The organism is Allobosea sp. AAP35, assembly GCF_001295925.1.
GTDB lineage: Bacteria > Pseudomonadota > Alphaproteobacteria > Rhizobiales > Beijerinckiaceae > Allobosea.
Genome location: NZ_LJHQ01000022.1, coordinates 124,573 through 149,099, shown reverse-complemented (window position 1 = coordinate 149,099; position 24,527 = coordinate 124,573). Strand labels below are relative to the sequence as shown.

29 protein-coding genes and 1 other RNA gene are annotated in these 24,527 nt (G+C 65.4%); 20 read left to right on the top strand and 10 right to left on the bottom strand.

Going from position 1 to position 24,527, the window contains the following annotated elements; translation table 11 throughout:
- Positions 1 to 83 precede the first annotated feature (83 nt).
- Complete coding sequence (locus IP69_RS09630; RefSeq protein ID WP_054142595.1) at positions 84 to 362, top strand: hypothetical protein; 279 nt, start codon at positions 84 to 86, stop codon at positions 360 to 362.
- 164 nt (positions 363 to 526) lie between these two features.
- Positions 527 to 1,405, top strand: a complete 879-nt coding sequence (locus tag IP69_RS09625) for a transglutaminase family protein (RefSeq protein ID WP_054142594.1) — start codon at positions 527 to 529, stop codon at positions 1,403 to 1,405.
- A gap of 44 nt (positions 1,406 to 1,449) precedes the next feature.
- Here IP69_RS09625 and IP69_RS09620 read toward each other — a convergent pair whose 3' ends face one another.
- The 3 genes from IP69_RS09620 to IP69_RS09610 are packed head-to-tail and all read right to left on the bottom strand — an operon-like array spanning position 1,450 to position 3,870.
- On the bottom strand, positions 1,450 to 3,102 hold the full coding sequence (locus tag IP69_RS09620) for a sensor histidine kinase (RefSeq protein WP_054142593.1): 1,653 nt from the start codon (positions 3,100 to 3,102) through the stop codon (positions 1,450 to 1,452).
- Positions 3,102 to 3,662, bottom strand: coding sequence for a sigma-70 family RNA polymerase sigma factor (locus IP69_RS09615; protein WP_054142592.1), 561 nt, complete (start codon positions 3,660 to 3,662; stop codon positions 3,102 to 3,104). The genes IP69_RS09620 and IP69_RS09615 overlap by 1 nt, the downstream gene beginning before the upstream one ends.
- A complete protein-coding gene (locus IP69_RS09610; protein ID WP_156323373.1) occupies positions 3,649 to 3,870 on the bottom strand; it encodes a NepR family anti-sigma factor in 222 nt (73 codons plus the stop codon). Before IP69_RS09610 ends, IP69_RS09615 begins: the two co-directional genes overlap by 14 nt.
- A 212-nt stretch (positions 3,871 to 4,082) precedes the next feature.
- Between IP69_RS09610 and IP69_RS09605 the strand changes: the two genes are divergently transcribed.
- The 5 genes from IP69_RS09605 to IP69_RS09585 all read left to right on the top strand — a co-directional run bounded on the left by IP69_RS09605 (position 4,083) and on the right by IP69_RS09585 (position 7,526).
- Complete coding sequence (locus tag IP69_RS09605; RefSeq protein ID WP_054142590.1) at positions 4,083 to 4,883, top strand: response regulator; 801 nt, start codon at positions 4,083 to 4,085, stop codon at positions 4,881 to 4,883.
- A 161-nt stretch (positions 4,884 to 5,044) separates the two neighbouring features.
- Positions 5,045 to 5,209, top strand: coding sequence for a hypothetical protein (locus IP69_RS22120; RefSeq protein ID WP_197279782.1), 165 nt, complete (start codon positions 5,045 to 5,047; stop codon positions 5,207 to 5,209).
- Positions 5,210 to 5,292: 83 nt separating this feature from the next.
- Positions 5,293 to 6,069 (top strand): extensin family protein, encoded by a 777-nt coding sequence (locus tag IP69_RS09600; protein WP_054142589.1) that lies wholly within the window; start codon positions 5,293 to 5,295, stop codon positions 6,067 to 6,069.
- Positions 6,070 to 6,424: 355 nt separating this feature from the next.
- Positions 6,425 to 6,937, top strand: a complete 513-nt coding sequence (locus IP69_RS09590; RefSeq protein WP_054142587.1) for a DUF992 domain-containing protein — start codon at positions 6,425 to 6,427, stop codon at positions 6,935 to 6,937.
- Between the two features lie 169 nt (positions 6,938 to 7,106).
- Complete coding sequence (locus IP69_RS09585; RefSeq protein WP_054142586.1) at positions 7,107 to 7,526, top strand: response regulator; 420 nt, start codon at positions 7,107 to 7,109, stop codon at positions 7,524 to 7,526.
- On the opposite strand, the gene IP69_RS09580 is transcribed toward IP69_RS09585, so the two are convergent.
- Both IP69_RS09580 and IP69_RS09575 read right to left on the bottom strand, forming a co-directional pair.
- Positions 7,507 to 8,364, bottom strand: coding sequence for a VOC family protein (locus IP69_RS09580; RefSeq protein WP_054142585.1), 858 nt, complete (start codon positions 8,362 to 8,364; stop codon positions 7,507 to 7,509). The two genes, IP69_RS09585 and IP69_RS09580, sit on opposite strands and share 20 nt — an antisense overlap.
- Positions 8,365 to 8,582: 218 nt before the next feature.
- Positions 8,583 to 9,656: a YihY/virulence factor BrkB family protein gene (locus IP69_RS09575; protein WP_054142584.1), complete on the bottom strand. Its 1,074-nt coding sequence runs from the start codon at positions 9,654 to 9,656 to the stop codon at positions 8,583 to 8,585.
- 192 nt (positions 9,657 to 9,848) lie between these two features.
- Here IP69_RS09575 and IP69_RS09570 point away from each other — a divergent pair, with 192 nt between their 5' ends.
- A complete protein-coding gene (locus IP69_RS09570; protein WP_054142583.1) occupies positions 9,849 to 10,577 on the top strand; it encodes an outer membrane protein in 729 nt (242 codons plus the stop codon).
- A gap of 8 nt (positions 10,578 to 10,585) precedes the next feature.
- On the opposite strand, the gene recR is transcribed toward IP69_RS09570, so the two are convergent.
- The 5 genes from recR to ffs all read right to left on the bottom strand — a co-directional run bounded on the left by recR (position 10,586) and on the right by ffs (position 14,878).
- Entirely contained in the window at positions 10,586 to 11,191 is a 606-nt protein-coding gene (gene recR / locus IP69_RS09565; protein ID WP_054142582.1) for a recombination mediator RecR, read from the bottom strand.
- 162 nt (positions 11,192 to 11,353) lie between these two features.
- Positions 11,354 to 11,674: a YbaB/EbfC family nucleoid-associated protein gene (locus tag IP69_RS09560; protein ID WP_054142581.1), complete on the bottom strand. Its 321-nt coding sequence runs from the start codon at positions 11,672 to 11,674 to the stop codon at positions 11,354 to 11,356.
- Positions 11,675 to 11,696: 22 nt separating this feature from the next.
- Positions 11,697 to 13,634: a DNA polymerase III subunit gamma/tau gene (locus IP69_RS09555; RefSeq protein ID WP_054142580.1), complete on the bottom strand. Its 1,938-nt coding sequence runs from the start codon at positions 13,632 to 13,634 to the stop codon at positions 11,697 to 11,699.
- 69 nt (positions 13,635 to 13,703) lie between these two features.
- On the bottom strand, positions 13,704 to 14,180 hold the full coding sequence (locus IP69_RS21800) for a hypothetical protein (RefSeq protein WP_156323371.1): 477 nt from the start codon (positions 14,178 to 14,180) through the stop codon (positions 13,704 to 13,706).
- A gap of 601 nt (positions 14,181 to 14,781) precedes the next feature.
- An RNA gene (ffs, locus tag IP69_RS21390) (signal recognition particle sRNA small type) lies at positions 14,782 to 14,878 on the bottom strand.
- 249 nt (positions 14,879 to 15,127) lie between these two features.
- Between ffs and rpmH the strand changes: the two genes are divergently transcribed.
- From rpmH to IP69_RS09500, 12 genes are all read left to right on the top strand, one after another.
- The gene (gene rpmH / locus IP69_RS09550) at positions 15,128 to 15,262 is read left to right on the top strand and encodes a 50S ribosomal protein L34 (RefSeq protein WP_054142617.1); all 135 of its coding nucleotides are present in this window, start codon (positions 15,128 to 15,130) and stop codon (positions 15,260 to 15,262) included.
- Between the two features lie 52 nt (positions 15,263 to 15,314).
- A complete protein-coding gene (gene rnpA / locus IP69_RS09545; protein WP_054142579.1) occupies positions 15,315 to 15,830 on the top strand; it encodes a ribonuclease P protein component in 516 nt (171 codons plus the stop codon).
- 56 nt (positions 15,831 to 15,886) lie between these two features.
- Positions 15,887 to 17,782 (top strand): membrane protein insertase YidC, encoded by a 1,896-nt coding sequence (gene yidC / locus IP69_RS09540; RefSeq protein WP_054142578.1) that lies wholly within the window; start codon positions 15,887 to 15,889, stop codon positions 17,780 to 17,782.
- 42 nt (positions 17,783 to 17,824) lie between these two features.
- Positions 17,825 to 18,451, top strand: coding sequence for a CatB-related O-acetyltransferase (locus tag IP69_RS09535; protein ID WP_054142577.1), 627 nt, complete (start codon positions 17,825 to 17,827; stop codon positions 18,449 to 18,451).
- A gap of 167 nt (positions 18,452 to 18,618) precedes the next feature.
- Positions 18,619 to 19,284 (top strand): ribosome biogenesis GTP-binding protein YihA/YsxC, encoded by a 666-nt coding sequence (yihA, locus tag IP69_RS09530; RefSeq protein ID WP_054142576.1) that lies wholly within the window; start codon positions 18,619 to 18,621, stop codon positions 19,282 to 19,284.
- A 121-nt stretch (positions 19,285 to 19,405) separates the two neighbouring features.
- Positions 19,406 to 20,647 (top strand): alpha/beta hydrolase, encoded by a 1,242-nt coding sequence (locus IP69_RS09525; protein WP_082359185.1) that lies wholly within the window; start codon positions 19,406 to 19,408, stop codon positions 20,645 to 20,647.
- 126 nt (positions 20,648 to 20,773) lie between these two features.
- Positions 20,774 to 21,142 (top strand): DUF423 domain-containing protein, encoded by a 369-nt coding sequence (locus IP69_RS09520; protein ID WP_054142575.1) that lies wholly within the window; start codon positions 20,774 to 20,776, stop codon positions 21,140 to 21,142.
- Between the two features lie 151 nt (positions 21,143 to 21,293).
- Entirely contained in the window at positions 21,294 to 21,470 is a 177-nt protein-coding gene (locus IP69_RS21385) for a BrnT family toxin (protein WP_082359184.1), read from the top strand.
- Positions 21,430 to 21,717, top strand: a complete 288-nt coding sequence (locus IP69_RS09515; RefSeq protein WP_054142574.1) for a BrnA antitoxin family protein — start codon at positions 21,430 to 21,432, stop codon at positions 21,715 to 21,717. Before IP69_RS21385 ends, IP69_RS09515 begins: the two co-directional genes overlap by 41 nt.
- A 94-nt stretch (positions 21,718 to 21,811) precedes the next feature.
- The gene (gene argB / locus IP69_RS09510; protein WP_054142573.1) at positions 21,812 to 22,714 is read left to right on the top strand and encodes an acetylglutamate kinase; all 903 of its coding nucleotides are present in this window, start codon (positions 21,812 to 21,814) and stop codon (positions 22,712 to 22,714) included.
- A 197-nt stretch (positions 22,715 to 22,911) separates the two neighbouring features.
- Complete coding sequence (locus tag IP69_RS09505) at positions 22,912 to 23,994, top strand: TRAP transporter substrate-binding protein (RefSeq protein WP_054142572.1); 1,083 nt, start codon at positions 22,912 to 22,914, stop codon at positions 23,992 to 23,994.
- A complete protein-coding gene (locus IP69_RS09500; protein ID WP_054142571.1) occupies positions 23,994 to 24,503 on the top strand; it encodes a TRAP transporter small permease subunit in 510 nt (169 codons plus the stop codon). The genes IP69_RS09505 and IP69_RS09500 overlap by 1 nt, the downstream gene beginning before the upstream one ends.
- The last annotated feature ends 24 nt before the right edge of the window (positions 24,504 to 24,527 follow it).

Below are 24,527 nucleotides of genomic sequence, written 5' to 3'. Positions count from 1 at the left end.
CTTCTTGGAACCTGTCTGGTATGTTCGCGTTATCTCCCCAGAAGCCGGTCGCTCTTGCCCGGCCCAGGCGTCGGGAGAGACAGATGTTGAACAACAGCCTTGCCCCCATCAAGCGCGCTGGCCTCTTTTTCGGTTTCATGGGCGCGGCGGTGTTCGCGCTGACCCTTGGCTCGGGCTTCCAGGAGACCAACGCCAACAGTTCGGCTGCCGTCGCGCAGGCCAAGGTCGAACGCCAGGCACCGATGGATACGCGCTTTGCGGCCGTCGATCCTTCGCAGCGTTCGGTCGGCGTCACCAGGCGCGCGATCGGCGGTTCGCAGCAGGCCATGCTTCTCCAGGCGGATCGCGCCGTTCTGCGCTAAAGAGCGCTGGATATTCCAGTTCTGCAGCGGGGCAGTTGAGCCCTTGTTAGGTTGATATGCGTCATCCATCGCGCCGTACATCTAAAGCCGCCTTCGGGCGGCTTGTTTTTTGGCTGTGACCCGCAGCAGTTCCAATCTTCAGGCGATTCTCACAGGAAGACCTCATGTATCTGCGCATCAGGCATTCCACGACCTATCGCTATGGCGGGGCTGTGACGTTCGGGCCGCATCGCCTCATGCTGAGGCCGCGCGACAGCTTTGATCTCAGGGTCGTCGACACGTCGCTCTCGATTGCGCCGAAGGCACGGCTGCGCTGGATGCACGATGCCTATGGCAATTCTGTAGCCATCGCTAATTTCGACCAGCCGGCCGATACGCTTGAAATCGTCAGCCAGTTGGTGGTGCAGCGATTCGGCTCGGCCCTGCCGCGGACCGAACTTCAGCCCAACGCAGCCATGACCGGGGTCGTCTACACCGATCGCGAACGCGCGGTGCTGCAACCCTATCTCGACCTTGCGGCTGCCGACCCCGACGGCGTGCTCGATCGGTGGCTGGCGGATTTCAGGGCCCGCATCGGGCAGGGAACCGGTCACCTGCTGCGCGATCTCGCTCATGCGATCTATGCCGGGCTGAGCTATGCGCTGCGCTTCGACGAGGGCACGCAGCATCCAGCCGACACGCTGCGACGGCAAACAGGCTCCTGCCGCGATTATGCCTGGGTGTTCATCGAGCTTGCCCGTCGCATGGGCTTCGCCGCACGCTTCGTCACCGGCTACATCCACGACCGCGCGCCCAACAGCGCTGGGCTCGTCTCGACCGTGGGGTTGACCCATGCCTGGGCCGAAGTCTTCATTCCCGGCGACGGCTGGGTCGAGTTCGATCCGACCAATGATCTCGTCGCGGATCGGCAGCTCCTGCGGGTCGCCGTCGCGCGGGTGCCGGAGGACGCCTCGCCCGTCTCGGGCAGCTTCACCGGTTTGACCGGCTCCTTCCTGGGTCTGGGCGTCGGTGTCACGATCGAAGCGATCGACGCTCCGACCTGAGGCCATGCTCTCCCGAGCGGCCGGTCGGCGCCGGCGCGCCGTCGTCAGGCGATGTGCTTGATGTGCCAGCTACCGAGCCGGCAACCCTCGGCCTTGACGACCTGAACCGCTTCGATCTGCACCACCAGCCCGGCGAAGAGCTTGGGCGGTTCGCTGGGCGCGACCTCGCGATCGGCTTCGAGCGTGATCGCCAGCGTCGTTTCGTCGACATCGGCGACGATGATCGTGATGCTGACGCCCGGCGTGCTGCGAAGCACCCGCGATGCCACATCGACGATGAGGAACCCGAGCGGGATGCTGCGATCGACAGAGAGCGTCGCTGCCGTCTCGATCCGGCTGGTGACCCATTGATCGCGAGCGCGCACGAGATTGGCGATCATCGTCACCACGTCCTCGATGAACAGATCGACGCGCACCGGCTGCATTTCGCCATCAGCCAGCGTGAACCGATACGCCGCCGACAGGACATGCACGCGGCATTCCGCATCGGCGAGTGCCAGCCGGGCCTCGCCCCGAGACTCGCGCTTTGTCAGGCCGATATAGCTTTGCACGACCTGAAGGCTGTTCTTCACCCGGTGGTGCAGCTCGCGAACCAGAAACCGATTATCGTCGAGCGCGGTCTGCAGTCGGCGCTGGCGCACCTCCTGCTCGTTGACCATTGTATTGAACGCTTCCGCGACACTGCGGATATCGGCGGGCATGTCGTCGGCGATCTCGGCCCTGACATTGGGCTGGGTCGAGCGGGCCCGCGCGGCGCCCTCGATACCGCGCAGCCAGCGAATGCAATGCTGGTCGATCGCCCGCAGATAGACCAGACACAAAAGGACCAGCGTGAGGATCGGCGCGATCAGCAGCACGAGAAACTGAGTGCGGGCCGCTTGCTCCGGCATGTTGCTGAAGCTGGCGACGATATAGAGATCGGGCGCGGTGACCAGCCTCGCCGCATAGGTGCGGTTGACGCCGGCCCGGCTGCGTCCCTTCCAGCGCTGGCCGTGGTCGGGGAAGACCCTCTGCTCTGGTAGCCAGGACACATCGTCGGCCCCGCCATCGTCACGATGCATGACAATGGTATCGCCGCGCGAAACCATGGCGACATTGACGCCATCCCCGCTCCCGCCGAGATCGAAGACCTGGTCGAGCAGATCGGGATCGGCCAGTAGCAGCCCCTCGCGCAGGGTCGCATCGCTCGTCAGCCGAACCTGGCTGACAAGATGGTCGCGTCCATCGACCGAGACCTGGTCGAAACGGGCGGCCGGCAGACCCACCGTCGATCGGGTGACGGATCGCGGCAGCGTGTCCAGCCGTTGCGCGATGTCGAAAGCGGCGGTTTCGGTGATGCTCGGATCGGTCGAAGCAAAGCAAACTCGACCATCGGTCAGCACGAAGCGGATGGCCCGGTAGCCCGGGGTATGGGCCAGCAGGCCGCGGATCGAGGCTTGGCAATCGACGCCCGCCAGGCCGCTGCTTGCGATCACCGATCCCGATGCCAAGAGGGTTCGCAGAACACCGCGATGCCAGACACGCGTGCGAACAGCGAAATCATCCGCCGTCCGGGCCTGGGCAACCTCGATGGCGGCGATCACGGTGTGGTAGGTGGTCAGCGCCGCCAAAGCCGTCAGGCAGGCGATCGGCAAGGCGATCGCCACCAGCAAAGCCAAAAGCCGTCCGCGAACGGTGCGAAAGCGCGAGAGCCGCATTAGGGTCCGACGATTTCGGAACCAACCCTCTGGATGGCAGCTGCGCTTTGGCGGTCGGGCCCGAGATCGTCGAGGCTGCCGATCGACAACAGCTCGGCGAGCTTGGTCCGGGCGCGGTTGACCCGGCTCTTGATCGTGCCGATCGCGACGCCGCAGATCTCGGCCGTCTCTTCATAGGACAGGCCGGTCGCGCCGACCATGATCAGCACTTCGCGCTGTTCCTCGGGCAGCTTGGCCAAAGCCTTGCGGAAATCGGCGAGGTCGAGATGGCTTTCCTGGTTGCCATGCGTCGCCATCCGCTCGGCGTAGGTGCCTTCGCTGTCCTGCACCTCGCGACCGCGCTTGCGATACAGCGAGTAATAGGTGTTGCGCAGGATGGTGAACAGCCAGGCGCGCAGGCTCGTCCCCGGCTCGAATTTGTCGGAGTTGCCCCAAGCCTTCAGCAGCGTATCCTGAACCAGGTCGTCGGCCAGCTGCATCGAGCCCGACAGCGAGGCCGCAAAGGCACGCAGGTTAGGGATCTCCTTGATGAGGCCGTCCTTGAACTCAGTTGCGCTCATCGGTCGATACTCCGGCGGCGCGGTGTTCGGTTGCCTCGAGCTGGGCCAGCAGCACCAGAAACTTGTCGGGCACGGGCGCGCTGACGATGTCGTCGTAATGGGCTTTCAGCGAGCGTCCGATCGATTCCTGGACCCTTGGATCAAGCATCACCTCATGGTCATGGTCTCCGCCCTCGGGCGCTGCCATTCCTGAATCCACGTCGCTCATGTCAGCCCTCGCGCCAAATCCAGGCCTGCTTTTCCAGCAGGTCCCGGTCATTTCGATATTGGTCGTATGCCCCGTCGGTGGGCGATACCGACACTGGTAGCTCGGTTCAACGGGCCTTTCGTCAAATGGTTCCGGTTCCGCGAAAAAATAAATTACTTGTCAGCAGGCCATCTGCGGTGCTCATTTCCGGCACGTTTAAAAGGGACATCTCCATGTCGATTGCCAAGGAAATTGCGCCGCATCTGCCCTATTTGCGCAGATTCGCTCGCGCCTTGACCGGTACTCAAAACAGCGGCGACGCTTACGTCGTCGCGATGCTCGAGGCGCTCGTGCTCGATCCCGCCGCCTTCCCGCGCGATATCAATCCGCGCCTTGGGCTGTATCGCACGTTTCTGACGCTGTGGTCGTCGTTTGGTCTCAACACCAGCGATCCCGGCGCGCCGGTCACGCTGAACCGCACCCCGGTCGAGCGGAACCTCGAGGCGCTGACGCCACGGCCGCGCCAGGCCTTCCTACTGCGCACGGTCGAGGGTTTCTCGATCGATGAAGTCGCTGCGATCATGGAAGTCTCGCCCGCCGATGCGGCCGCGCTCGTCCAGACGGCCGGGCAGGAGATCGCCGAGCAGGTCGCCACCGACGTGCTGATCATCGAGGACGAGCCGATCATCGCGCTCGACATCGAGACCATGGTCGAGGAACTCGGCCACACCGTCACCGGTGTCGCCAGGACACAGCGCGAGGCGATCGCGCTCGTCGCCAAGAAGCGCCCCGGGCTGGTTCTTGCCGACATCCAGCTCGCCGATGGCAGCTCGGGTCTGGACGCGGTCAATGAAATCCTTGCCACGATCGATGTGCCGGTGATCTTCATCACCGCCTATCCAGAGCGGCTTCTGACGGGTGACCGGCCGGAGCCCGCTTTCCTGATCACCAAGCCGTTCCAGCCCGAGGCTGTGAAAGCCGCAATCAGTCAGGCTCTGTTCTTCGACCGTCGGGCCGGCCGCAAGGCCGCCTGATTGGCTCAACCCTAACTGTCAAAGGCCCGTGGCGCCCGGCGCCGCGGGCTTTTGCATGAGCCGGCAGAGTCGCCCCTTCGTCGTGGAACAAGCGGCTGGCGTCAGCGTTAAGGATTGCAAACGCATAAAGCGCGAATCCTCATGCCGCGAGGCGAAACGCCATGGCCATGACCTGCATAGCGGCCCTGATTGCTGCGGCCTCGATTGGCGCGGCACTCTTCGGCGGCATTGTCCCGCCAGATGCCCTGACCGGCCAGGTGCTGTCCGTGGCCCTGGCGGCCGTGACGGCTGTGGCCGTCGCCAGCGCCGCGGCGCTCGACATCTGACGTCCCTGTTGCTCCCGACACGAAAGCGTTGGTGCCGCTATCTGGCATCGACCCTGCTTGCCGTTCTACTCGGGAGCCCGGTCATGGCGTGGGCGCAGCCGCTCTCGGCAGAAACCCTGCCGCCGCGACGCCCTGCCGATCTGCCGGCCCGTACATCGCCACCAGCGCCTTCCACCGAGCCGGCGCCGAAGCCCGTTCAGGCCCCTGTCGCCGACCCGGCAGTCGCCGCCCCGGAACCTGGCAAGCCAGGCGCCAGCGCGGCGCCGGTGTCCGAGACGGGCTGCCTTGCAGCGCTGATCGCCGTCCACGGCGACGAGGTCCGGGCAGGCACGGTGGAAGCAGGGAAGGCACAGGCCAAGGATGCCGCCTGCGCCGTGGTCGAGCCTGTGGTCATGGCCGGGGTAATGGTGGGGCCAGCGACGGCGCGGCGCCGGATTGCCCTGCAGCCCCCGATTGTTGTGAGCTGCACAATGGCGACCACGGTCGCGGCCTGGCTGGAAACCAGCGTCCAGCCACTGGCGAAGGGGCATTTCGACCGGGATCTGACGGCATTGCGTGTCGGCGGCGGTCACGAATGCAGGCGGCGCAACCGAGCTGCGACCGGCAAGCTCAGCGAGCATTCCACCGGCGGCGCACTCGATATCTTCGCGGTGGTGGTCGGCGAGGGCAAGGACGAGCAGGTGGTGATGGTCGAAAAGCCCGATGGTCCGGGCCATGGCGCGTTTTTGACCGCGATCAGGCAGTCCGCCTGCGGGGCCTTCATGACCAGCCTCGGCCCCGGTTCGGACGCCGCCCATGCCAATCATATTCATGTCGACATTCAGCCGCGGCGCGCCGCATCGAGCCGCTTCTGTCAGTGAAGTCTGGCTGAAAGATCGGTACGCGCCGGGACGCCGTGCCTCGGGAGAAATCTCAGCGACGCGCGCGCGGGCAAGGGCCGCGTCGCGAGAACGTCAAGCGCCAGATCGCGCGTGAAACCCTGGTCGATCAGCCTCTCGAGCTCCCAGAAGGGCGGTGTCTGCGATCCGCCGTCAGCCTGAAACTCGGTGGGAAAGCGGGTCTGATCCGAATGCACCACACGCGACCTTTCTTCAGCCGGATGATTGTGAAAACACGAGGTCGTGTAAACGCGGCTCAAGCCTGCCTGTTCCAGTTTGGCTGGAACTGTGCCTGCCATGGGGCGTTTCATGGCCGCAATCATGACAGGAGCTCAAAATGATCATTCGGCACTTCCGGCCGGCCTCGCCGGTCCTCGCGGCCTTCGTCGCGGCAGCGGGCCTCCTGGTTTCAACGTTGCCGTCATCGGCCCAGTCGGGGGCCCCGACAGGGCGCCTCAACTGCAATGTCGGCGCCGGCATCGGTCTGGTGGTGACGTCGCAGCGTCCGATGAATTGCACCTTCACCCCACGGCGTGGCCCGGCTCAGCGTTATGTCGGCGTTGTCCGCAATTTCGGGCTGGATCTCGGCACGATCCGCAGCAGCGCAATGTCCTGGCGCGTCTATGGGCCCTATGCCCGTGCGCCGCTGGGCGCCTTGTCGGGCCGCTATGGCGGCGCGACGGCGGGTGCCTCGGCTGGCGTCGGCGGCAGCGCCAACCTGCTCGTCGGCGGCAACAACAATGAAGTCACTCTGCAGCCGCTCTCGCTGCAGGGCTCGCGCGGCATCAATGTCGCGATCGGCGTAACCGGCTTCGAATTGTCGTTGGTTCGCCCTGCTCGGCGCCGCTGACCTGTCCCATCAGTTGCCAGGGTTACGTTTTGCTAACCCTGGCAACGTAAATTCGGGAGAATTTGATTCAACTGCGACCGGCATCATGTCGCGGCTAGGAACATTGATCACCCGATGACGTTGCCCTGACAATGATTCGCTTGGCAGCGCCAGAAAGGAGCCGGAAATCATGACTGAAATCCGCATCCTGATCGTTGAAGACGATCCGTTCATCGCGATGGATATCGAAACGGCCGTCGCCGAGCAGTTTGGCCCCGTAGCCGAGTTGATCATCGTCGAATCGGTCACGCAGGCTCAGCGCGCTGCCGCTGCCAAATTGTCCTGCGCGCTCCTCGACATCGACGTGGTCGGCGGCAAAACATTCGAGGTCGCGGCAAGGCTTCTCAAAAAGGGTACGCCGTTCGCCTTCGTTTCAGGTTCGACGCCCGGGGAGGTGCCGGAACCCCTGCGCAATGTCCGCTTCCTGCGGAAGCCGTTTTCCACGTATGAGATCGTGCGGTTCGTGTCGGAGGCCGTCGCCTCGCCGGGCACCGATAGACCGCCTGAAGCGCGCAAGGCCGTCCAGATGGTCAGCCCTGCAGAGGCTTAAGCCTGGCCGCCGCGACCGTCAGCATGATGCGGTTGCCCCACGGATCGGCGATCACGGGCCCTTCGGCCGAATTTGAGCCTCCCGCCGACAGGAAGCGCGCGTGCATCGCATTATAAGCGGTCGCGTCCTGGGCCATCAGTTCGAAGCTCTCCAACCCCGCATCGCCGGCTTCCCTTGGTTTGGCGCCACGGCTGTTCCAGACATTGACGGCAACGTGGTGGTGGTAACCGCCGCTGGCGAGAAAACTGGCGCCGGGGTAGCGCACCATCACATCCAGTCCGAGAACGTCTGAATAAAAGGCCTCGGCTGCGGTCGTATCGCCGACCCGCAGATGGACATGTCCCATGCGTGTTTCCGACGGCACCCCGGCATAGGCACGCTGGCCGGCTTCCGCCAGGAGCGTGTTGAGATCGAGCCTGTCGGTCGCCATCAGCAGGGCCCCATCCCGACGCGGCCAGGCGCTACGCGGCCGGTCGCGATAGATTTCGATGCCGTTCCCTTCCGGGTCCGAGAGGTAGATGGCCTCGCTGACGAGATGGTCCGAAGCGCCTTCGAGCGGCACACCGCTGGCCACCGCATGGGCGAGCCAGTCGGCGAGATCCCGGCGTGAGGGCAGCAGGATCGCGAGATGAAACAGGCCGGCCGGTGAGCTGGGCTGCCTTGCGCCCTGCACCAGTCGCACCAAAACCGTGCTGCCCACGCCCAGGACTGCCGATGTCTCGCCACGGTCGATGAGGGAAAGGCCGATGGCGTCACGATAGAATGCGGTCATGCCGGCAAGATCGAAAACGCGCAAAGTCACCGCACCGATATGCCACGGCGCATCCAGGGCCTCCATGCCGGCAGGCGCGGGTGATATCCGATCTTCGCTGCTGAACATCGCGGCCTCTATCACTGGCGGCATCGTTGCGGCCCGATAGCTGAATGCGCCGCCCCGCGCCTTCTGTCTCCCCCATCTCCTGCAAGTCCATGGTTGCAGCATCGCAACCGGATCGGCCGCTGATCTTCAATGCCTCGCTGCGGGGCACCAGCGGCATCGGCTTCATACGAAAGCCATCAGCCCAGGATCGACCTGCGGCTCTCGCGCGCGGCAGGAGGTCCGATCCGGTCGGCCATCATCGCGCCACGCAGGCCCAGCGGCTTTGGCCGGCCGGTGGTCGTATCCAGCGCCGTCTGGTGTTCGAGTTCGGCATTGAGCTCGGCGCCGCCGAGCACGATCATGGCCGACAGCCAGAGCCAGGTCATGAACACCACGACGGTGGCGAGCGAGCCATAGGTCGCGGTGTAGTTGCCCAGTGTCCCGACGTACCAGGAGAACGCCCAGGAGGCCGCGGCCCACAGCAGGGCGGCGGCAACAGCCCCCGGCATCACCCAGATGAAGCGGGCGCGCTCGCGGCTCGGCCCGATCCAGTAGAGGCAGGCGATGGCCAGCGTCGCCATGACAAAGAAGGACGGCCAGCGCACGAGCCGTATCAGCCTTTCGACCTCGAAAGCCTGCGGAAACAGCGCCGTGACCACGGGCAGGCTGGCAATGACGATCAAGGCCGTGACGAGAAGAAAAATCCCGCTGATCGTCGTGGCAAAGGACATGAGATTGAGCTTCAGGAAGCTGCGCTTCTCCTGCTCGCGATAGATGATGTTGAGCGCATCGAACACGGCCTTCACCGCGGCATTGGCCGACCAGGACGCGACGAGGAAACTGATGAGGAAGGTCAGGGATAAGGCCGAGACGTCCTGAGCCGCCAGCCGCATGGCCTGTTCGTGAATGAGTTCGCGGGCCGCCTGCGGGAAGACCGTGGTCACCGCGTCCAGTTGCTCGGCGATGGTCGCAGGGTCGGTGATGTAGCGATAGATCGTCACCAGCAGCGACAGGGCGGGAACCAGCGAAAGCAGGGTGAAGAAGGCAACCGCGCCGGCCAGCGAGCTGATGCGGTTATCGGCGACATTGCCGCCGAAGCGCAGCAGAACGTCCTTCCAGCCGAGCCAGGTCATCTGCAAGGGCGTGTCGGCCATGCGGCCCCGCGCGCTCTCGCGCCTGCGGCGCGACAGCCGGTTCGTGACGGCCTCGGCGACGTAGCCCAAGGCAACGCCGGCGCCGGCCGCGCCCGTGATCCGTTTCAGAAGCCCCATGCGAAGATGCTCTCCACTGCCGCGGCAGCTTCGTCGCGGCGGCACCGCAAATCAACAGGGTCCGGCCGCGAAGGTTCCCGGGTCACCGGCGGGGGCCAGTTAGGCGGTCATTAACCTTAATGCTTTCTGATCATCGGCATACCCGCTGCCGACAGGCGGGCCTGTCCGTGTCGTTGATGAGTAGAGGCCGCGATGACGATCCAGCCAAAGCCGGGCCTTGCACGCCTCGCCCTCCTCTGTGGCACGTTGAGCTGTCTGGCCTCGGTGACATCCGCGGCCGACATGCCGTCGTCGCGCCTGCTGCCGCCCGCTCCCGCGCTGCCGGGCTTCTATTCATGGACCGGCGTCTATCTCGGCGTGCAGGCCGGTTATGCCTGGGGGCAGGAGCGCACCCGCTTTTCCGACACGATCGGGCGCGCCTTCAATGGCCTGGCCTTCCGCCAGAGCTCCGACAGCGCGTTGGGCGGCGCCCATGCCGGCTTCAATTACCAGGCGGGCAGCATCGTGTTCGGCGTCGAGGGCGATATCGAGGCGCTCGATACCGGCGAGACGCTGATCGCGCCGGGCATCGCGGCGCGGGTCAAGCGCGACTGGCAGGGCTCGCTGCGCGGCCGGGTCGGCTTTGCGCTCGACCGTTTCATGATCTACGCCACCGGCGGCGCGAGCTTCACCGATTTCGACTATCATCTGGCCAATGCCGCCACGGGGCTCGCCGAGACCGCGGACCGGTCGCGGACCGGCTGGACGGCCGGCGCGGGCGTCAATTTCGCCTATACGGACAACCTGATCCTGGGCGCCGAATACCGCTACACCGATTTCGGCAAGATCAACCAGACCGGGCGCGGCCCCCTGCTCGGACTGACGGTCCGCCACGAACCGACGACGCATGCGCTGCGCGCCAGCGTCGGCTACAAGTTCTGACAGCGTTTTCAGAAGCCCGTGCGCTGGCGGATCGCAGCGGCCAGCGTGCCGTCATCGAGATAGTCCAACTCGCCGCCGACCGGCACGCCATGGGCGAGCTTCGTCACCTTAAGCGGCAGATGGGCCAGCAGATCGGTGATGAAATGCGCCGTGGTCTGGCCGTCGACCGTGGCGCTGAGCGCCAGGATGATCTCGCGAACGTCAGGCTCCGAGGCACGCGCGACCAGCGATTCGAGTGCCAGATGCTCCGGTCGGACTCCGTCCAGCGCCGAGAGCACGCCGCCCAGCACATGATAGCGCCCCGCCACCGCGCCTGAACGCTCCAGCGCCCAGAGATCGCCGATATCTGCGACGACGACGATCTGCCCGTCATCGCGGCGCGGGTCGCGGCACAGCGAGCAGGGATCGCTGGTATCGACATTGCCGCAGCTTGAACACACGACGATGCGCTCTCTGGCGACGGCCATCGCCTCGGCGAGCGGCCCCAGCAGCGCCTCGCGCTTCTTCACCAGATGCAGCGCCGCGCGCCGCGCCGAGCGCGGCCCTAGCCCCGGCAACTTGGCGAGCAACTGGATCAGCCGCTCGATCTCGGGGCCGGCGATGGCTCGCGACATCGATCTACGCTGTCATTCCGGGGCGGCCGCAGGCCGAACCCGGAACCCACGACTGGGTAAACACCTTCGCCAGCATTCTCGCTTCCGCAATCGCCAGGTCGTGGATTCCGGGTTCTTCGCTGCGCGAAGCTCCGGAAAGACAGTGAGCGGCTCGCACTTGTCTCAAAACAACTTCATCCCGGGCGGGATCGGCAGGCCCTTGGTGATCTCGGCCATCCGCTCCTGCATCACGCGGTCGGCGCGCGAGCGGGCATCCGTGCTGGCGGCGACGATCAGGTCCTCGAGGATCTCGCGCTCATCGGGCACCATCAGCGCGGGGTCGATCTTGACGGCCTTGATCGCGCCCTTGGCGGTCATCGTCACCGTGACCATGCCGCCGCCGGCTGAGCCCTCGACCTCGATCATGTCGAGTTCGGCCTGAACATCGGCCATCTTCTGCTGCATCTCCTGCGCCTGCTTCATCAGGCCCATGATGTCGCGCATCGCGTTCGTCTCCCTTGATCTGTCAGAAATCGATGCCGTCGAAATCCGGCTCGCCATCGTCGAAGAGCGGCTCGCCGTCGGGCAGGTATTCGTCGGCGACCGCGGCGACGGCCGGAACGTCGGCTTCAGCCGCGCGCGGGTCGCGCACATCGACAATGCGCGCGCCGGGGAAGCGTTCCAGAACCGCCTTCACGGCCGGGTGCGAGGCGGCGTCGCTCTCGCGCCGGCCCTTCACCGCCTCGGCCTGCTCGCGCAGCGTGGCGCCGCCCTCGCCATTGACCACGGCCACCATCCAGGTCTGGCCGGTCCATTCCTTGAGGCGGCGCGAAAGATCGGTCGCGATCGTGCGCGAACTGCCCGCCGCCAGCGAAAACTCGATCCGGCCCTGCTCGAAGCGCACGAGCCGGACATCGCGCTCGAGTGCAAGCTTTAAGGTGACGTCGCGATGCTGCGAAGCGAGCGCGACGACATCCTCCAGCGAGGCCACCATGACGGCGGGCTGCGCCTGGGCGCGCGGCGCGGCAGCCATCTCAGGCATCGGATTGGCGCTGGCGAGGATCGGTCGCGCGGCCAGCGCCGTGTTGCCGCCGCCCGAAACCGCGCGCGGCGCCGAAGCCCCACCATTGCCGCCATTGCCATAACCCGCGCCGCCGCCCTGGCCCGAACCACCGCCCTGGCCCGACGGCGCCGCGCCCGTGCCATCGCGCAGCATCTTGATCGCTTCGTCGGGCGTCGGCAGGTCGGCGGCATGCGCCAGGCGCACCAGCACCATCTCGGCCGCCATGATCGGCCGGTCGGCCTGTTTGACCTCACTGAGGCCCTTGAGCAGCATCTGCCAGGTCCGGGCGAGGATGCGGATCGACAGGCGCTGGGCGAAATCGCCGCCGCGCACGCGCTCGGCCTGGGCGAGGCTGTTGTCCTTGACCGCGTCGGGCACGAGTTTGAGCCGCGTCACCAGATGGGTAAACTCGGCGAGATCGGTCAGCACCACGCTCGGGTCGGCCCCCGCATCGTACTGCGCGCGAAGCTCACCCAGCGCAGCCGCGATATCGCCCTTCATCACCGCCTCGAACAGGTCGATGACACGGGCCCGGTCGGCGTGCCCGAGCATCGAGCGGACGTCTTCGAGCGTGATCGTGCCGGCCGCATGCGCAATGGCCTGGTCGAGGATCGAGAGCGAATCGCGCACCGAGCCTTCCGCTGCCCGCGCCACTGCTGCGAGTGCCTCGTCCTCCGCCTCGACATTCTCTGCCCGGCAGATGCCCGACAGATGCGAGACCAGAAGCCCGGCATCGACGCGGCGCAGGTCGAAACGCTGGCAGCGCGACAAAACCGTCACCGGCACCTTGCGGATCTCGGTCGTCGCAAAGATGAAGCGCGCATGCGGCGGCGGCTCCTCCAGCGTCTTGAGGAACGCGTTGAAGGCGCCCGTCGAGAGCATGTGCACTTCGTCGACGATGTAGACCTTGTAGCGGGCCGACACGGGTGCGTAGCGCACCGCGTCGTTGATCTGGCGGATGTTGTCGACGCCGTTGTTGGAGGCCGCGTCGATCTCCTGCACGTCGATGTGCCGGCCCTCGATGATCTCCTTGCAGTGGACGCCGAACTCCCGGAGGTCGGTCGTCGGCGCGCCGCCGCCATCTTCCGTCTGATAGTTAAGCGCCCGCGCCAGGATGCGGGCGGTCGTCGTCTTGCCGACGCCGCGCACGCCGGTCAGCATCCAGGCTTGGGGAATTCGGCCGGCCGCAAAGGCGTTGGTCAGGGTCCGCACCATCGCATCCTGGCCGATCAGATCGCCGAAATGCGCCGGACGGTATTTGCGCGCCAGGACGCGGTACGGCGAGACAGGCGTGATTGCAGACATGGTCGGGGCAGTTGCAGGCACGACGACGGGCGCCGGGTCGAAGCCGGCGAAGCCCGGCTCATCGGCGGGCGGGCTTGCGTGCGTGTCGTCGCTCATGGGTCTGGTGTGGCGTTTCGCCGGGCGGGGGTCAACGCCCGTTTCGCGGCCTTCGCCGCTGATCGCATTTCAGGGCCTCACGGCGATCCGGACGTCACGCCGCTGCTGACGGCGTCCATCAGGCGTTGTTCTCAAGACCACCAGTTCATCAAAGCCGACAAAGCCCGGCTGGGAACGATAAAACAAGGAAATGACGGGGACTTCGACACCAACGCAACGACGCAGCCGTTCGGCCTGAAGGCCACTTCCCGAGATCCGTGCGAGCAATCGACGACCAAGTACCTGAAGCGTCTTTTCAAGCCTAGCCTGACCTTGCCGTGGCAGTTGGGCAATGCTGACGTTGAAGCCGCGCTGGACCGTACAATCGTCGTTGAGGCCCCAAAAGAACCCAACTCTCTCTTCCTTGCCACTCGCGACAAAACGCGAAACCATGCGATCACTTGTCACTTCCAATTGCGCCCGTGCCGAAGACGCGACTGTTAAGCCGAGCGCGAGAATGCTGGCGCCGGAAATCATGTGCAGTCCAGTCAACCGCCGCATCGACACCCCGCTCTCTTGTCTTGGCATCACGCCCGAGCGTGGCGACACAGTCAACACACGTTATCGCCGGATCGACGAGCCGCCTATTTCACTGCGAGTCTAATTTCTCTGTGAAGCTCGGTTGCGCGATCCGCAGACGCCACGATCAGCATCAGATCATCGAACCCAACATAGCCAAAACGAGACTGGTAGAAGGCGTATATCACCGCCACCGTCCGGCCCATGCATCGTGTTGCAAGAGTCGAGCGCCTGGGCGAACTGGCTTGACGAGCCCACTGCTCTGTCATTGTCGCCTGCGCCTTTTCCAGACGCACCGTGCCATGCCTCGGCATCCGCCCGACGCGGACGTTGAAGCCTCGCTTGACAGTGCAATCCTCATTGAGATCCCAGAAGTATGCGACCCGCTCAGATCTGCCACTTTCAGCCTGAACGGCCCGCACCGTGCTGGCTGCAATCCGCTGCGCGGATGCAAAATGGTATGAAACCGGTCAAGCCAATGAGAAACACGGCGACGGCGATCGGGCTCGCAAATCGGTGTCTAATCGACATCAAGCGCACGCCTTCGCGACCGCGCACCCTGGACAGCGCACCGACACATCAGCTGGCAGGTGGGAGGCTGGACGAAGACCCGTTCGGTCTCGTTAGGGCTGCTTCCTTCCGGACCTGACCCGGTTGGCGAGTGAGACGTCCCTCGCCAACCTCCCGGGCGCTATATCGGTGATATGCGGCGCCAGCGCAAGCGCGCCCAACTGTTTTCGCCAGCCCGGAAACAGCCGCGAAGCTTCGTCGCAGCCGCGCGCTTCGGCATTGACTTGGACCGGCCCATCCGTCATAAGCCCGCGACTTGCGCAGCCCTCGGGGTGGCGCGGACCCTTATCGCATGACAGGCTCGGTTGGCCACGCTTCCTCTGGAAGCCGCGACCGCCGCGCTGGCAAGGCCCCGGAGACGGACGATGAAGAGAACCTATCAACCCAGCAAGCTGGTTCGCAAGCGCCGCCATGGCTATCGCGCCCGCATGGCGACTGTCGGCGGCCGCAAGGTCATCGCAGCTCGTCGCGCTCACGGCCGCAAGAAGCTCTCGGCCTGAGCGACAGGCGCGTAATGTCCGCGCGCCTGATCCGGAAGACTGGCCAATCGCCATGCGCCTCGCCCGTCTGACGCAACGCAAGCAATTTTTGGCGGCGGCCGATCAAGGCCGCCGTTTTCGTTCGTCCGCCTTCACCGTCCAGGTGCTGGACGCGCCGCAGCGCGGCGCCGACGAGGCAGCCGAGCCCCAGGGCCTGCGTCTTGGCCTGACCGCGTCGCGCAAGGTTGGCAACGCCGTCAAGCGCAACCGCATCCGCCGGCGCCTGCGCGTTGCGGCGCACCAGGCCTTCGCGACACAGACGAGCACGCCCTGCGACGTCGTGATCGTCGCGCGGCCGGAGACATTGACCGCCAGTTTCGCCACGCTCGTGTCCGAATTGTCCATCGCGGTCGAGCGCGCCCGGCCGCAGGGGCAGGGCCGCAAGCCCCGCCCGGCCAAGGCAAGTGCGTCCAAAGCAATGGTGTCCAAGGCAGGTGCCGCCAAGACGGATATGACCAAGCCGAGCGGGGCCAAGCCGAGCGGGGCGGAGCCGAAGGTCCACACCGGCGACGCCGACCCCACATCCTAGAGCAACTGAATCCCTAGAGCCCGACGGGGCGTCAGCGAGATCTGTTTCCGATCATGATGAAAGAAGACAACCGCAACCTGCTTCTGGCGATCACGCTTTCGGTGGTCATCCTTCTCGGCTGGCAATATTTTTATGCCAAGCCGCAGATGGAGAAGCAGCAGCAGATCGCGCAGCAGAACCAGCAGGCCCTCGGCCAGCCGGCGCCTGGAACCGGTGTGGCGCCCTCGCCATCGAGCGTGCCCGGCCAGGCGGCGACCTCGGTGCCGGGCGCAGCACCGGTCGGCGCGATCGCGGTGACGCGAGACCAGGCCCTGGCCCAGAGTCCGCGCGTGCGGATCGACACGCCTAAGGTCACCGGCTCGATTTCGCTGACTGGCGCGCGCATCGACGATATCTCGCTGAAAGCCTTCCGCGAGACGGTCGATCCCAACAGCCCGATCATCGTGCTGCTCTCGCCGCTGGGCGGCCCCAACGGCTATTATTCCGATTTCGGCTGGGTTGCAGCACCGGGCACATCCGTTCCGCTGCCCAATGCCACGACCGTCTGGACGCCCGACGCACAGGTGCTGACGCCGGCCAAGCCCCTGACCCTGACCTGGGACAATGGCCAGGGCCTGCTGTTTCGCCGCATTGTGACGATCGACGAGAATGCGATGTTCTCGGTCAAGGACGAGGTCCAGAACAAGGGCGGCGCCGCCGTCACCTTGTTCCCCTATGCCCAGGTCGTCCGCCACGGCCGCCCGCCGACGCTTGGCTATTACGTGCTGCATGAAGGCCTGATCGGCGTGCTCGGCGAGCAGGGCCTGCAGGAATTCACTTACGACCATGTCGACAAGGAGCCGCTGCTGTCGCCCGGCACCAATGGCCGCGTCTGGAAGGACATCGTCGGCGGCTTCATCGGCATCACCGACAAATACTGGGCCGCGACCGTCGTTCCCGACCAGTCCCGCCGCTATGAGGGCCGCTTCTCCTCGGTCCAGACCGGGGCGCAGCGCACCTATCAGGCCGATTTCCTGGCCGAGGCCGTGACGGTCGCGCCGGGCGCCAACGCTGAAAGCACGGCACGTCTCTTCGCCGGCGCCAAGGAAGTCGCCGCGATCAATGGCTACGAGCAGACCCTTGGCATCAAACGCTTCGATCTTCTGATCGACTGGGGCTGGTTCTACTTCATCACCAAGCCGATGTTCTTCCTGCTCGACTGGATCTTTAAGCATGTCGGCAACTTCGGCGTTGCGATCCTGGTCGTCACGCTGCTTCTGAAGGGCGTTTTCTTCCCGCTCGCCAGCAAGTCCTACGCCTCGATGGCGAAGATGAAGGCGGTTCAGCCGGAAATGCTGGCCATCCGCGAGCGCTATGCCGACGACAAGATGAAGCAGCAGCAGGCGCTGATGGAGCTCTACAAGACCCAGAAGATCAACCCGCTCGCCGGCTGCTGGCCGGTGCTGGTGCAGATTCCGGTGTTCTTCGCGCTCTATAAGATCCTGTTTATCACCATCGAGATGCGGCACGCGCCGTTCTTCGGCTGGATCCGCGATCTGGCGGCGCCGGACCCGACCTCGATCTTCAACCTGTTCGGCCTGCTTCCCTTCGCCGTGCCGGCCTTCCTGCTGATCGGCGCCTGGCCGATCCTGATGGGCATTACGATGTTCGTGCAGATGAAGATGAACCCCGAGCCGCCGGACCCGATCCAAAAGATGATGTTCACCTGGATGCCGGTGTTCTTCACCTTCCTGCTCGGCTCGTTCCCTGCAGGCCTGGTGATCTACTGGACCTGGAACAACCTGCTCTCGGTCCTGCAGCAGGGCTACATCATGCGAAAGTTCGGGGTGAAGATCGAGCTCTTCGACAACATCAAGAGCATGTTCGGCAAGAAGCCCGATCCGGCCCCCGCTGCGGTTTCGCCAGCGCCCGCATCGGCGCCGGGCAAGCCTGCCAACAGCAACAAGAAGTGAGGAGCGAAGGGCGGGTTTCCCGCCCTTTGCCTTTTAGAACCGATGCCGCTGCCCGATCCGCTCACACGCCATCCCATCCCCGGCTGGAAGGGCACGGCTTTCCTGAGGGCGATCGTCGATCACCCGCTGATCGAGGTCGGCGACTACAGCTATTATGACGACTCGCGTGGCCCCGAGCATTTCGTCGCCCGCTGCGTCCGCTACCATTTCGATTTCATCGGCGACCGGCTGATCATCGGCAAATTCGTCGCGATCGCCCAAGCCGCGCAATTCGTCATGAACGGTGCCAACCACCCGCTGGGCGGCTTCTCGACCTATCCGTTCCAGATGTTCGGCATCGACTGCGCACCCGACGTCAAGAACCAGCCCCATCGCGGCGACACGATCATCGGCAACGACGTCTGGATCGGCCGCGAGGCGGTGATCATGCCCGGGGTCACCGTCGGCGACGGGGCCATCATCGGCACCCGCGCGCAGGTGGCGCGGGATGTGCCGCCCTATGCGGTCGTTGTCGGCAATCCCGGGCGTGTCGCGAGAATGCGTTTTCCCGAGCAAACGGTCGCCGCGCTCCTGGCGATCGCCTGGTGGGACTGGGAGGCCGACAAGATCGGCCGCAATGTCGCGGCGATCGCCGGCGCCGACATCGACGCGCTGCGCGCGGCCGTGTAGAACACAGGACATCCTCAGCCCTCATCCTGAGGAGCAGCCTTCAGGCTGCGTCTCGAAGGATGCTCCAGCCAGCGCCATCTGAAGCATCCTTAGAGACGCCGCTTTGCGGCTCCTCAGGATGAGGGCTTCTGTTTTTGATCAACAGGCAGAAGCCAAGATCGCGACCCATGACCTCCAGCTTGACCACACCCTTCACCGACGACGAGATCGAATCCGCCCGCAAGCTCTTCGAGGGGCCGTGGGATTTTGTCTGGGCCTCGACCCATATCGACGACCTGCCGAGCATGGTCGGCCACGAGATCGCCTTTGCCGGCCGCTCCAATGTCGGCAAGTCGAGCCTGATCAACGCCGTGACGCGCCGCAACGCCCTGGCGCGGACCTCGCATACGCCCGGCCGCACCCAGCAGCTCAATTTCTTCCGCCAGGTCGGCGGCGACGAGCGCCTGACCATCGTCGACATGCCGGGCTACGGCTATGCCGCCGTCGGCCGGGCCAAGGTCGCCTCCTGGACGAACCTGATCCACAATTACCTGCGCGGCCGGCCCAATCTGATGCGCGTCTATCTCCTGATCGACGCCCGCCACGGCCTCAAGGACGTCGACAACGCCGTGCTCGAGACGCTCGACAAGGCGGCGATGTCCTATCAGGTCGTGCTGACCAAGGGCGACGCGCTCAAGCCCGCCGACCAGCAGTTCATGCGCGAGGCGACCTATGACGAGATCAAGCGCCGCCCCGCCGCCTTCCCCGAAGTGCTGATGACGTCCAGCGAGACCGGTCTCGGCATCCCCGAACTGCGCGCCGCCGTTGGGCGGGTTCTGGCGGAGCGCGGCTGAGGCGCGCCTGATAGAGGGCCGGCCACCAAATCTTTACATCGGCTGTGCAGGGTGCCGGACACGTCGCGGCGACGGTCGGGCCTGATGTCCGTTCCGTCCCGGCGGCCCTGGGGGAGCCTTGATGTCGCCATCGATTCGCATTCGCTCATTCGCCACGCTGCTGGCGGCGGTTATGACGTTCGGCCTCCCGGCCCAGGCCCAGACGGCCGCTCCGGCTCCGACAGCCCCGGCCCCGTCGGCCCCGATCAAGGTCACGTCGGGTGTCCAGTACGAACTGATCGGGCGCTGGGACGTCGCCAGGCTCAACCAGATCCTGACCACCGACACACCGAAATTCGCCGGCGTCACCGTCAGCTACACGCCGGCGCGCAATGCCGTGAAGCTCTACCGCGTCAGCTATCCGTCGGTGGTCCCCGAGCAGGGCAACCGGCCGATCGCCGCCACCGGGCTTTTGGCCGTGCCGGACACGGCCGAAACCGTCTTCCCGATGGTCTCCTACCAGCACGGCACGGTTTACGGGAAGGAACAGGTCCCGTCCTTTCCCGAGCAGTCACCCGAGACGCAACTGATGATCGCCCAGTTCGCGGGGCAGGGCTATCTCGTCACCGGCGCCGACTACTTCGGAATGGGCGCCTCGAAGGAGCCGGAAGGCTATCTCGTCAAGGGCAGCCACCAGCAGGCGACCTACGACATGCTGGTCGCCAGCCGCGCCGTGCTCGCCGATCTCAAGCTTTCGGACAGCAAGCTCTTCCTCAGCGGCTGGTCGCAGGGCGGCTTCGTCACGCTTGCCATGCTGGAGCGGCTCGAGGCGGTCGGCATGCCGGTGAAGGCTGCGACCACCGCCAGCGCGCCTGCCGACGCCTTCGCAGCCTTCAACGGCTTCCTGAATTTCCCGCGCAAGATCGACGCGAGCTGGATCACGACGATCTTCATCCTCAACGTGTTTTCTTTCGAAAACTACCATAACATTCCCGGCCTCGCGCGCTCGGTCCTGACCGACGAGACCTACGAGATCTCGCGCAAGGCCTATCTGCGCGAGCCTTTCAACCAGAACGACGTCCCAACCGACCTGAAGAAGCTGATCCGGCCGGAATATTTTGACGCCCAGTTCTTCGCCAACTCGGCCTATGGCCGGCTCGTGGCCCAGACCAGCGCCTATCGCTGGGTGATCAAGACACCGGTGCGAAACTTCTATGGCCTGACCGACGAGGCGATCCGCATCGAGATCGGCCAGTTGCCGATGACCTATCAAAAGGCGATCGGCAACGACACGGTCGAGGCGGTGCCGACCGGCGACACCAGCCATCGCGGCACCTTCGCCACGGCCGTGCCGCAGTGGAAGGCCTGGTTCGACGGGCAGTAAGGCGCGCGCCGCGTCACCGGGACGCTGCCGCTGCCGCTTGACCCCGGCGGCCCGCCCCGGCACCCAGCCAGCGTGCCTTCGCCTCGCCACGGGGCGCAGCAAAGGCGTGCAGCCAAGGGGCCCCCGATGACCGCAGCCAAGATCCATCTCGTCCTGGCCGCCCTAATGGGGCTGGCCGGCGTGGCGCTGCTGGCCTCGGCCGCCCATGTCACCGGCACCAGCAACGTCCAGACAGCCGGCCAGATGCTGCTGTTTCACGCGCCGCTGGTTTTCGGCGCGACCGCCGCTCGCAAGGCCGGCTACCTCGTCGATCTCGTGGCGCGCATCGCGCTTTCCCTGATCATCCTGGGCGTCGCGCTCTTCGCCGCCGACCTCTCCCGGCGCGGCTTTTCCAGCGAGGCCTTGTTCCCGCGCGCCGCGCCGATCGGCGGCTTCCTGATGCTGGGGGGCTGGCTGGTGCTGGCGATGTCGGCATTGTTCGCACGGCGTGGCTGACATTTTCGTAATACGAAAATTGACTTGCCGGGCGAGCAGACCCTATAATTAGCTCTTGTGAAGATCACGTTCCACGACACGAAACGTAACGCGACCTTGGAAGCGTGGACTCGACTTCGTCGATGCGGCGCCCCTTTTCGCCGGTCCGGTTCTGACACAGCTGGACGACCGTTTCAGCTATGGCGAAGAGCGCTTCCTGACTTACGGGCTTCTCGTCGGCCGTCTCGTGATGGTGGTCTGGACGCCGCGCGGCGAGGCGCGACATATAATTTCGATGAGGCATTGTCATGAACGCGAAGCACAGCGTGTCCTCCCAGCCCTTCGTTGACCCCGATGATGGGCCGGAATGGACCGACGACCAGATCGCCCGTGCAGAGTTCGCGATCGCGGACAAGGTGATCCGTCCGGCCCAGGGCACCCTTACGCGCGGTCCCGGCCGGCCCCGGCTCGACGAGGCCAAGCAGGTCGTGACGCTGCGCCTGGAGCCGAGCCTGATTGAAACCTACAAGAGCGACGGCGCCGACTGGCGCGCGCGCATGGCCGACGCGATCCGGAAGGCCGCGCGCCGCGCCTGAAGCGGATCGTTTGCCTGCTTCCTTGCGCCCGCTTCTTCCGCTAGACACCGCACCCGGCGCGGATGCCTCGCGCGCCGTCGCGGAGCCCCGACCGATGATCAACCCCGCCCACGCCCATTTGACGCCGTCGCAATCGGCCGACCTGCTGGTCCAGGCGCTGCCCCACATGCAGCGCTACGATCAGGAGATCATCGTGATCAAATATGGCGGCAATGCCATGGGCGACGCGGCGACCGCCGAGGATTTCGCCGAGGACGTCGTCTTGCTCGAGCAATCGGGGCTGAAGCCCGTCGTCTGCCATGGCGGCGGGCCGCAGATCGCGCGGATGCTGACCAAGCTCGGCATCCAGTCGGAGTTCAAGCAGGGCCTGCGCGTCACCGATGCCGCCACCGTCGACGTCGTCGAGATGGTCCTGGCCGGCTCGGTCAACAAGGAGATCGTCGGCTACATTTCGCGCGAGGGCGGCAAGGCGATCGGGCTTTGCGGCAAGGACGGCAACATGGTCACCGCCCGCAAGGTGACGCGCACCATTGTCGATCCCGATTCGAAAATCGAGGAGGTGCTCGATCTCGGCTTCGTCGGCGAGCCCGACAGGGTCGACACCTCCGTGCTCGATTCCGTGCTCAAGGCCGAGCTGATCCCGGTTCTGGCGCCGGTCTGCGCGGCGGCCGACGGCCAGACCTACAACGTCAACGCCGACACCTTCGCGGGCGCCATCGCCGGTGCGCTCAACGCCAAGCGGCTGCTGCTGCTGACCGACGTGCCCGGCGTCCTGACCAAGGACAAGGAGCTCATTCCCGAGCTGACGGTCGAGGAATGCCGGCGTCTCATCGCCGACGGCACGATCTCGGGCGGCATGATCCCGAAGATCGAGACCTGCATCTATGCGCTGGAAAAGGGCGTCGAGGCCGTGGTTATCCTCGACGGCAAGGTGCCGCATGCGGTGCTGATCGAGCTCTTCACCGACACGGGCTCGGGCACGATCATCCGGCGCTGATCCGCCGGTGTCGATCCCTTTGCGCTGAGCCTCTGGCGCTTCCTCGGGCGATTGATGCAGACCCCGCCTCAATTTGAGGCGGGGTTTGGTATTTTTGGAGCCCTGCCGGCGCTCTTCGACCTCTCCACCTCTGCGTTCTCGCGCTGGCACAGCGTTTGCTGACCGCCTTGCGAAACTTGAAAATCGTGGAGGCGAGAATGGACCGCAGGAATCTGCTGAAATCGGGCGCGCTGGTTGCCGCCGCAACGATCGCCGCGCCGGCTGTTGCCCGCGCGCAGAGCCGCTTCAGCTGGAAGATGACCAGCGCCTATGGCTCGCGCGCGGCGTTCTATTCCGTCGGGCCCGGCAGCGCGACCGACCTGATCAAGCGCATCGACGACATGTCCGGCGGGCGCCTCAAGATCCAGTTCTTCGGTGCCGGCGAACTCGTGCCCGCCTTCGAGGGTTTCGATGCGGCGTCCGCCGGCACCGTCGAGATGAACTACGGCAATTCCTATTTCTGGACCGGCAAGAGCTTCGCCGCGCAGTATTTCACAGCCGTGCCCTTCGGCCTGAATTTCCAGGGCATGAATGGCTGGCTCTATGAGGGCGGCGGAATCCAGCTCTGGCGCGAGGTCTATGACCGCTTCGGCCTGGTGCCGCTGCCCTGCGGCAACACCGGCGTGCAGATGACCGGCTGGTTCCGCAAGCCGATCACGACGATCGACGATTTCAAGGGCCTGAAGATGCGGATTCCCGGGCTCGCTGGCCGCGTCTACCAGCAGCTCGGCGTCGATGTGCGCCTGCTGCCCGGCGGCGAGATCTTCCCGGCGCTGGAGCGCGGCGTCATCGACGCGGCCGAGTTCGTCGGCCCCTTCCTCGACCGCCAGCTCGGGCTGCAGAAGGTTGCCAAGCACTATTACACCACCGGCTGGCACGAGACCGCGACCGTCTCCGAGCTCGTCATCAACAAGAAGGCCTGGGACAGCCTGCCCAAGGACCTCCAGGCGATCGTCACCAGCGCGGCCGATGCCTGCAACGCGGTGAGCGAGGCCTGGTGCCAGAAGAACAATTCGGAGGCCTTCGAGGATCTGGTCAAGAACCAGGGCGTCATCGCCGCGCCGCTGCCCGATGCCGTCGTCGCTTCCCTGCGCGAGATCACCGGCAAGGTACTGGAGGAGGCGATCGCCAAGGACCCGGTCGCCAAGAAGGTCCATGACAGCTACTTCGCCTTCAAGGCAAAATACGAGCCCTGGACCGCCCTCTCGGAGGGGGTTTATCACAACAAGGTCAGGCTCTGATGAGCGCGCTGGAGCGGGCGGCAGCCCGGCTCGAGCGTGTCGTCGATGCCGGCGGGCGCCTGGGGGCCTTCTGCCTCTTCGCGCTCGTCCTGGTGATGGCCGGCAATGTCCTGCTCCGTTACGGCTTCTCGCTCGGCTCGGTCTGGGCGCAGGAGCTGGAATGGCACCTGTTCGTGCCGATCTGCCTGCTCGGCATGTCCTATGCCCTGCTCCATGGCGATCATGTCCGCGTCGACATCTTCTATGCCCGCTTCGGCGAGCGCACGAAGGCGGCAATCGATTTCGGCTGCGCGGTGGCCTTCACCGTGCTGGCCGGGATCATCATCTGGCTCAGCCTGCGCTATGTCGCGCAGTCTTTTGGGCAGTCGGAGGGCTCGGCCAATCCCGGCGGCATTCCCTATCGCTGGGCCCTGAAGAGCCTGCTGCCGCTCGGCTTCGCCCTGCTGCTGCTGCAGATGCTGGCCGAAAGCCTGCGCCATCTCGCGCGTCTGCGCCGCCTCGCCGCCTGAGCCGGGCCGTCACCGTCCAACCCT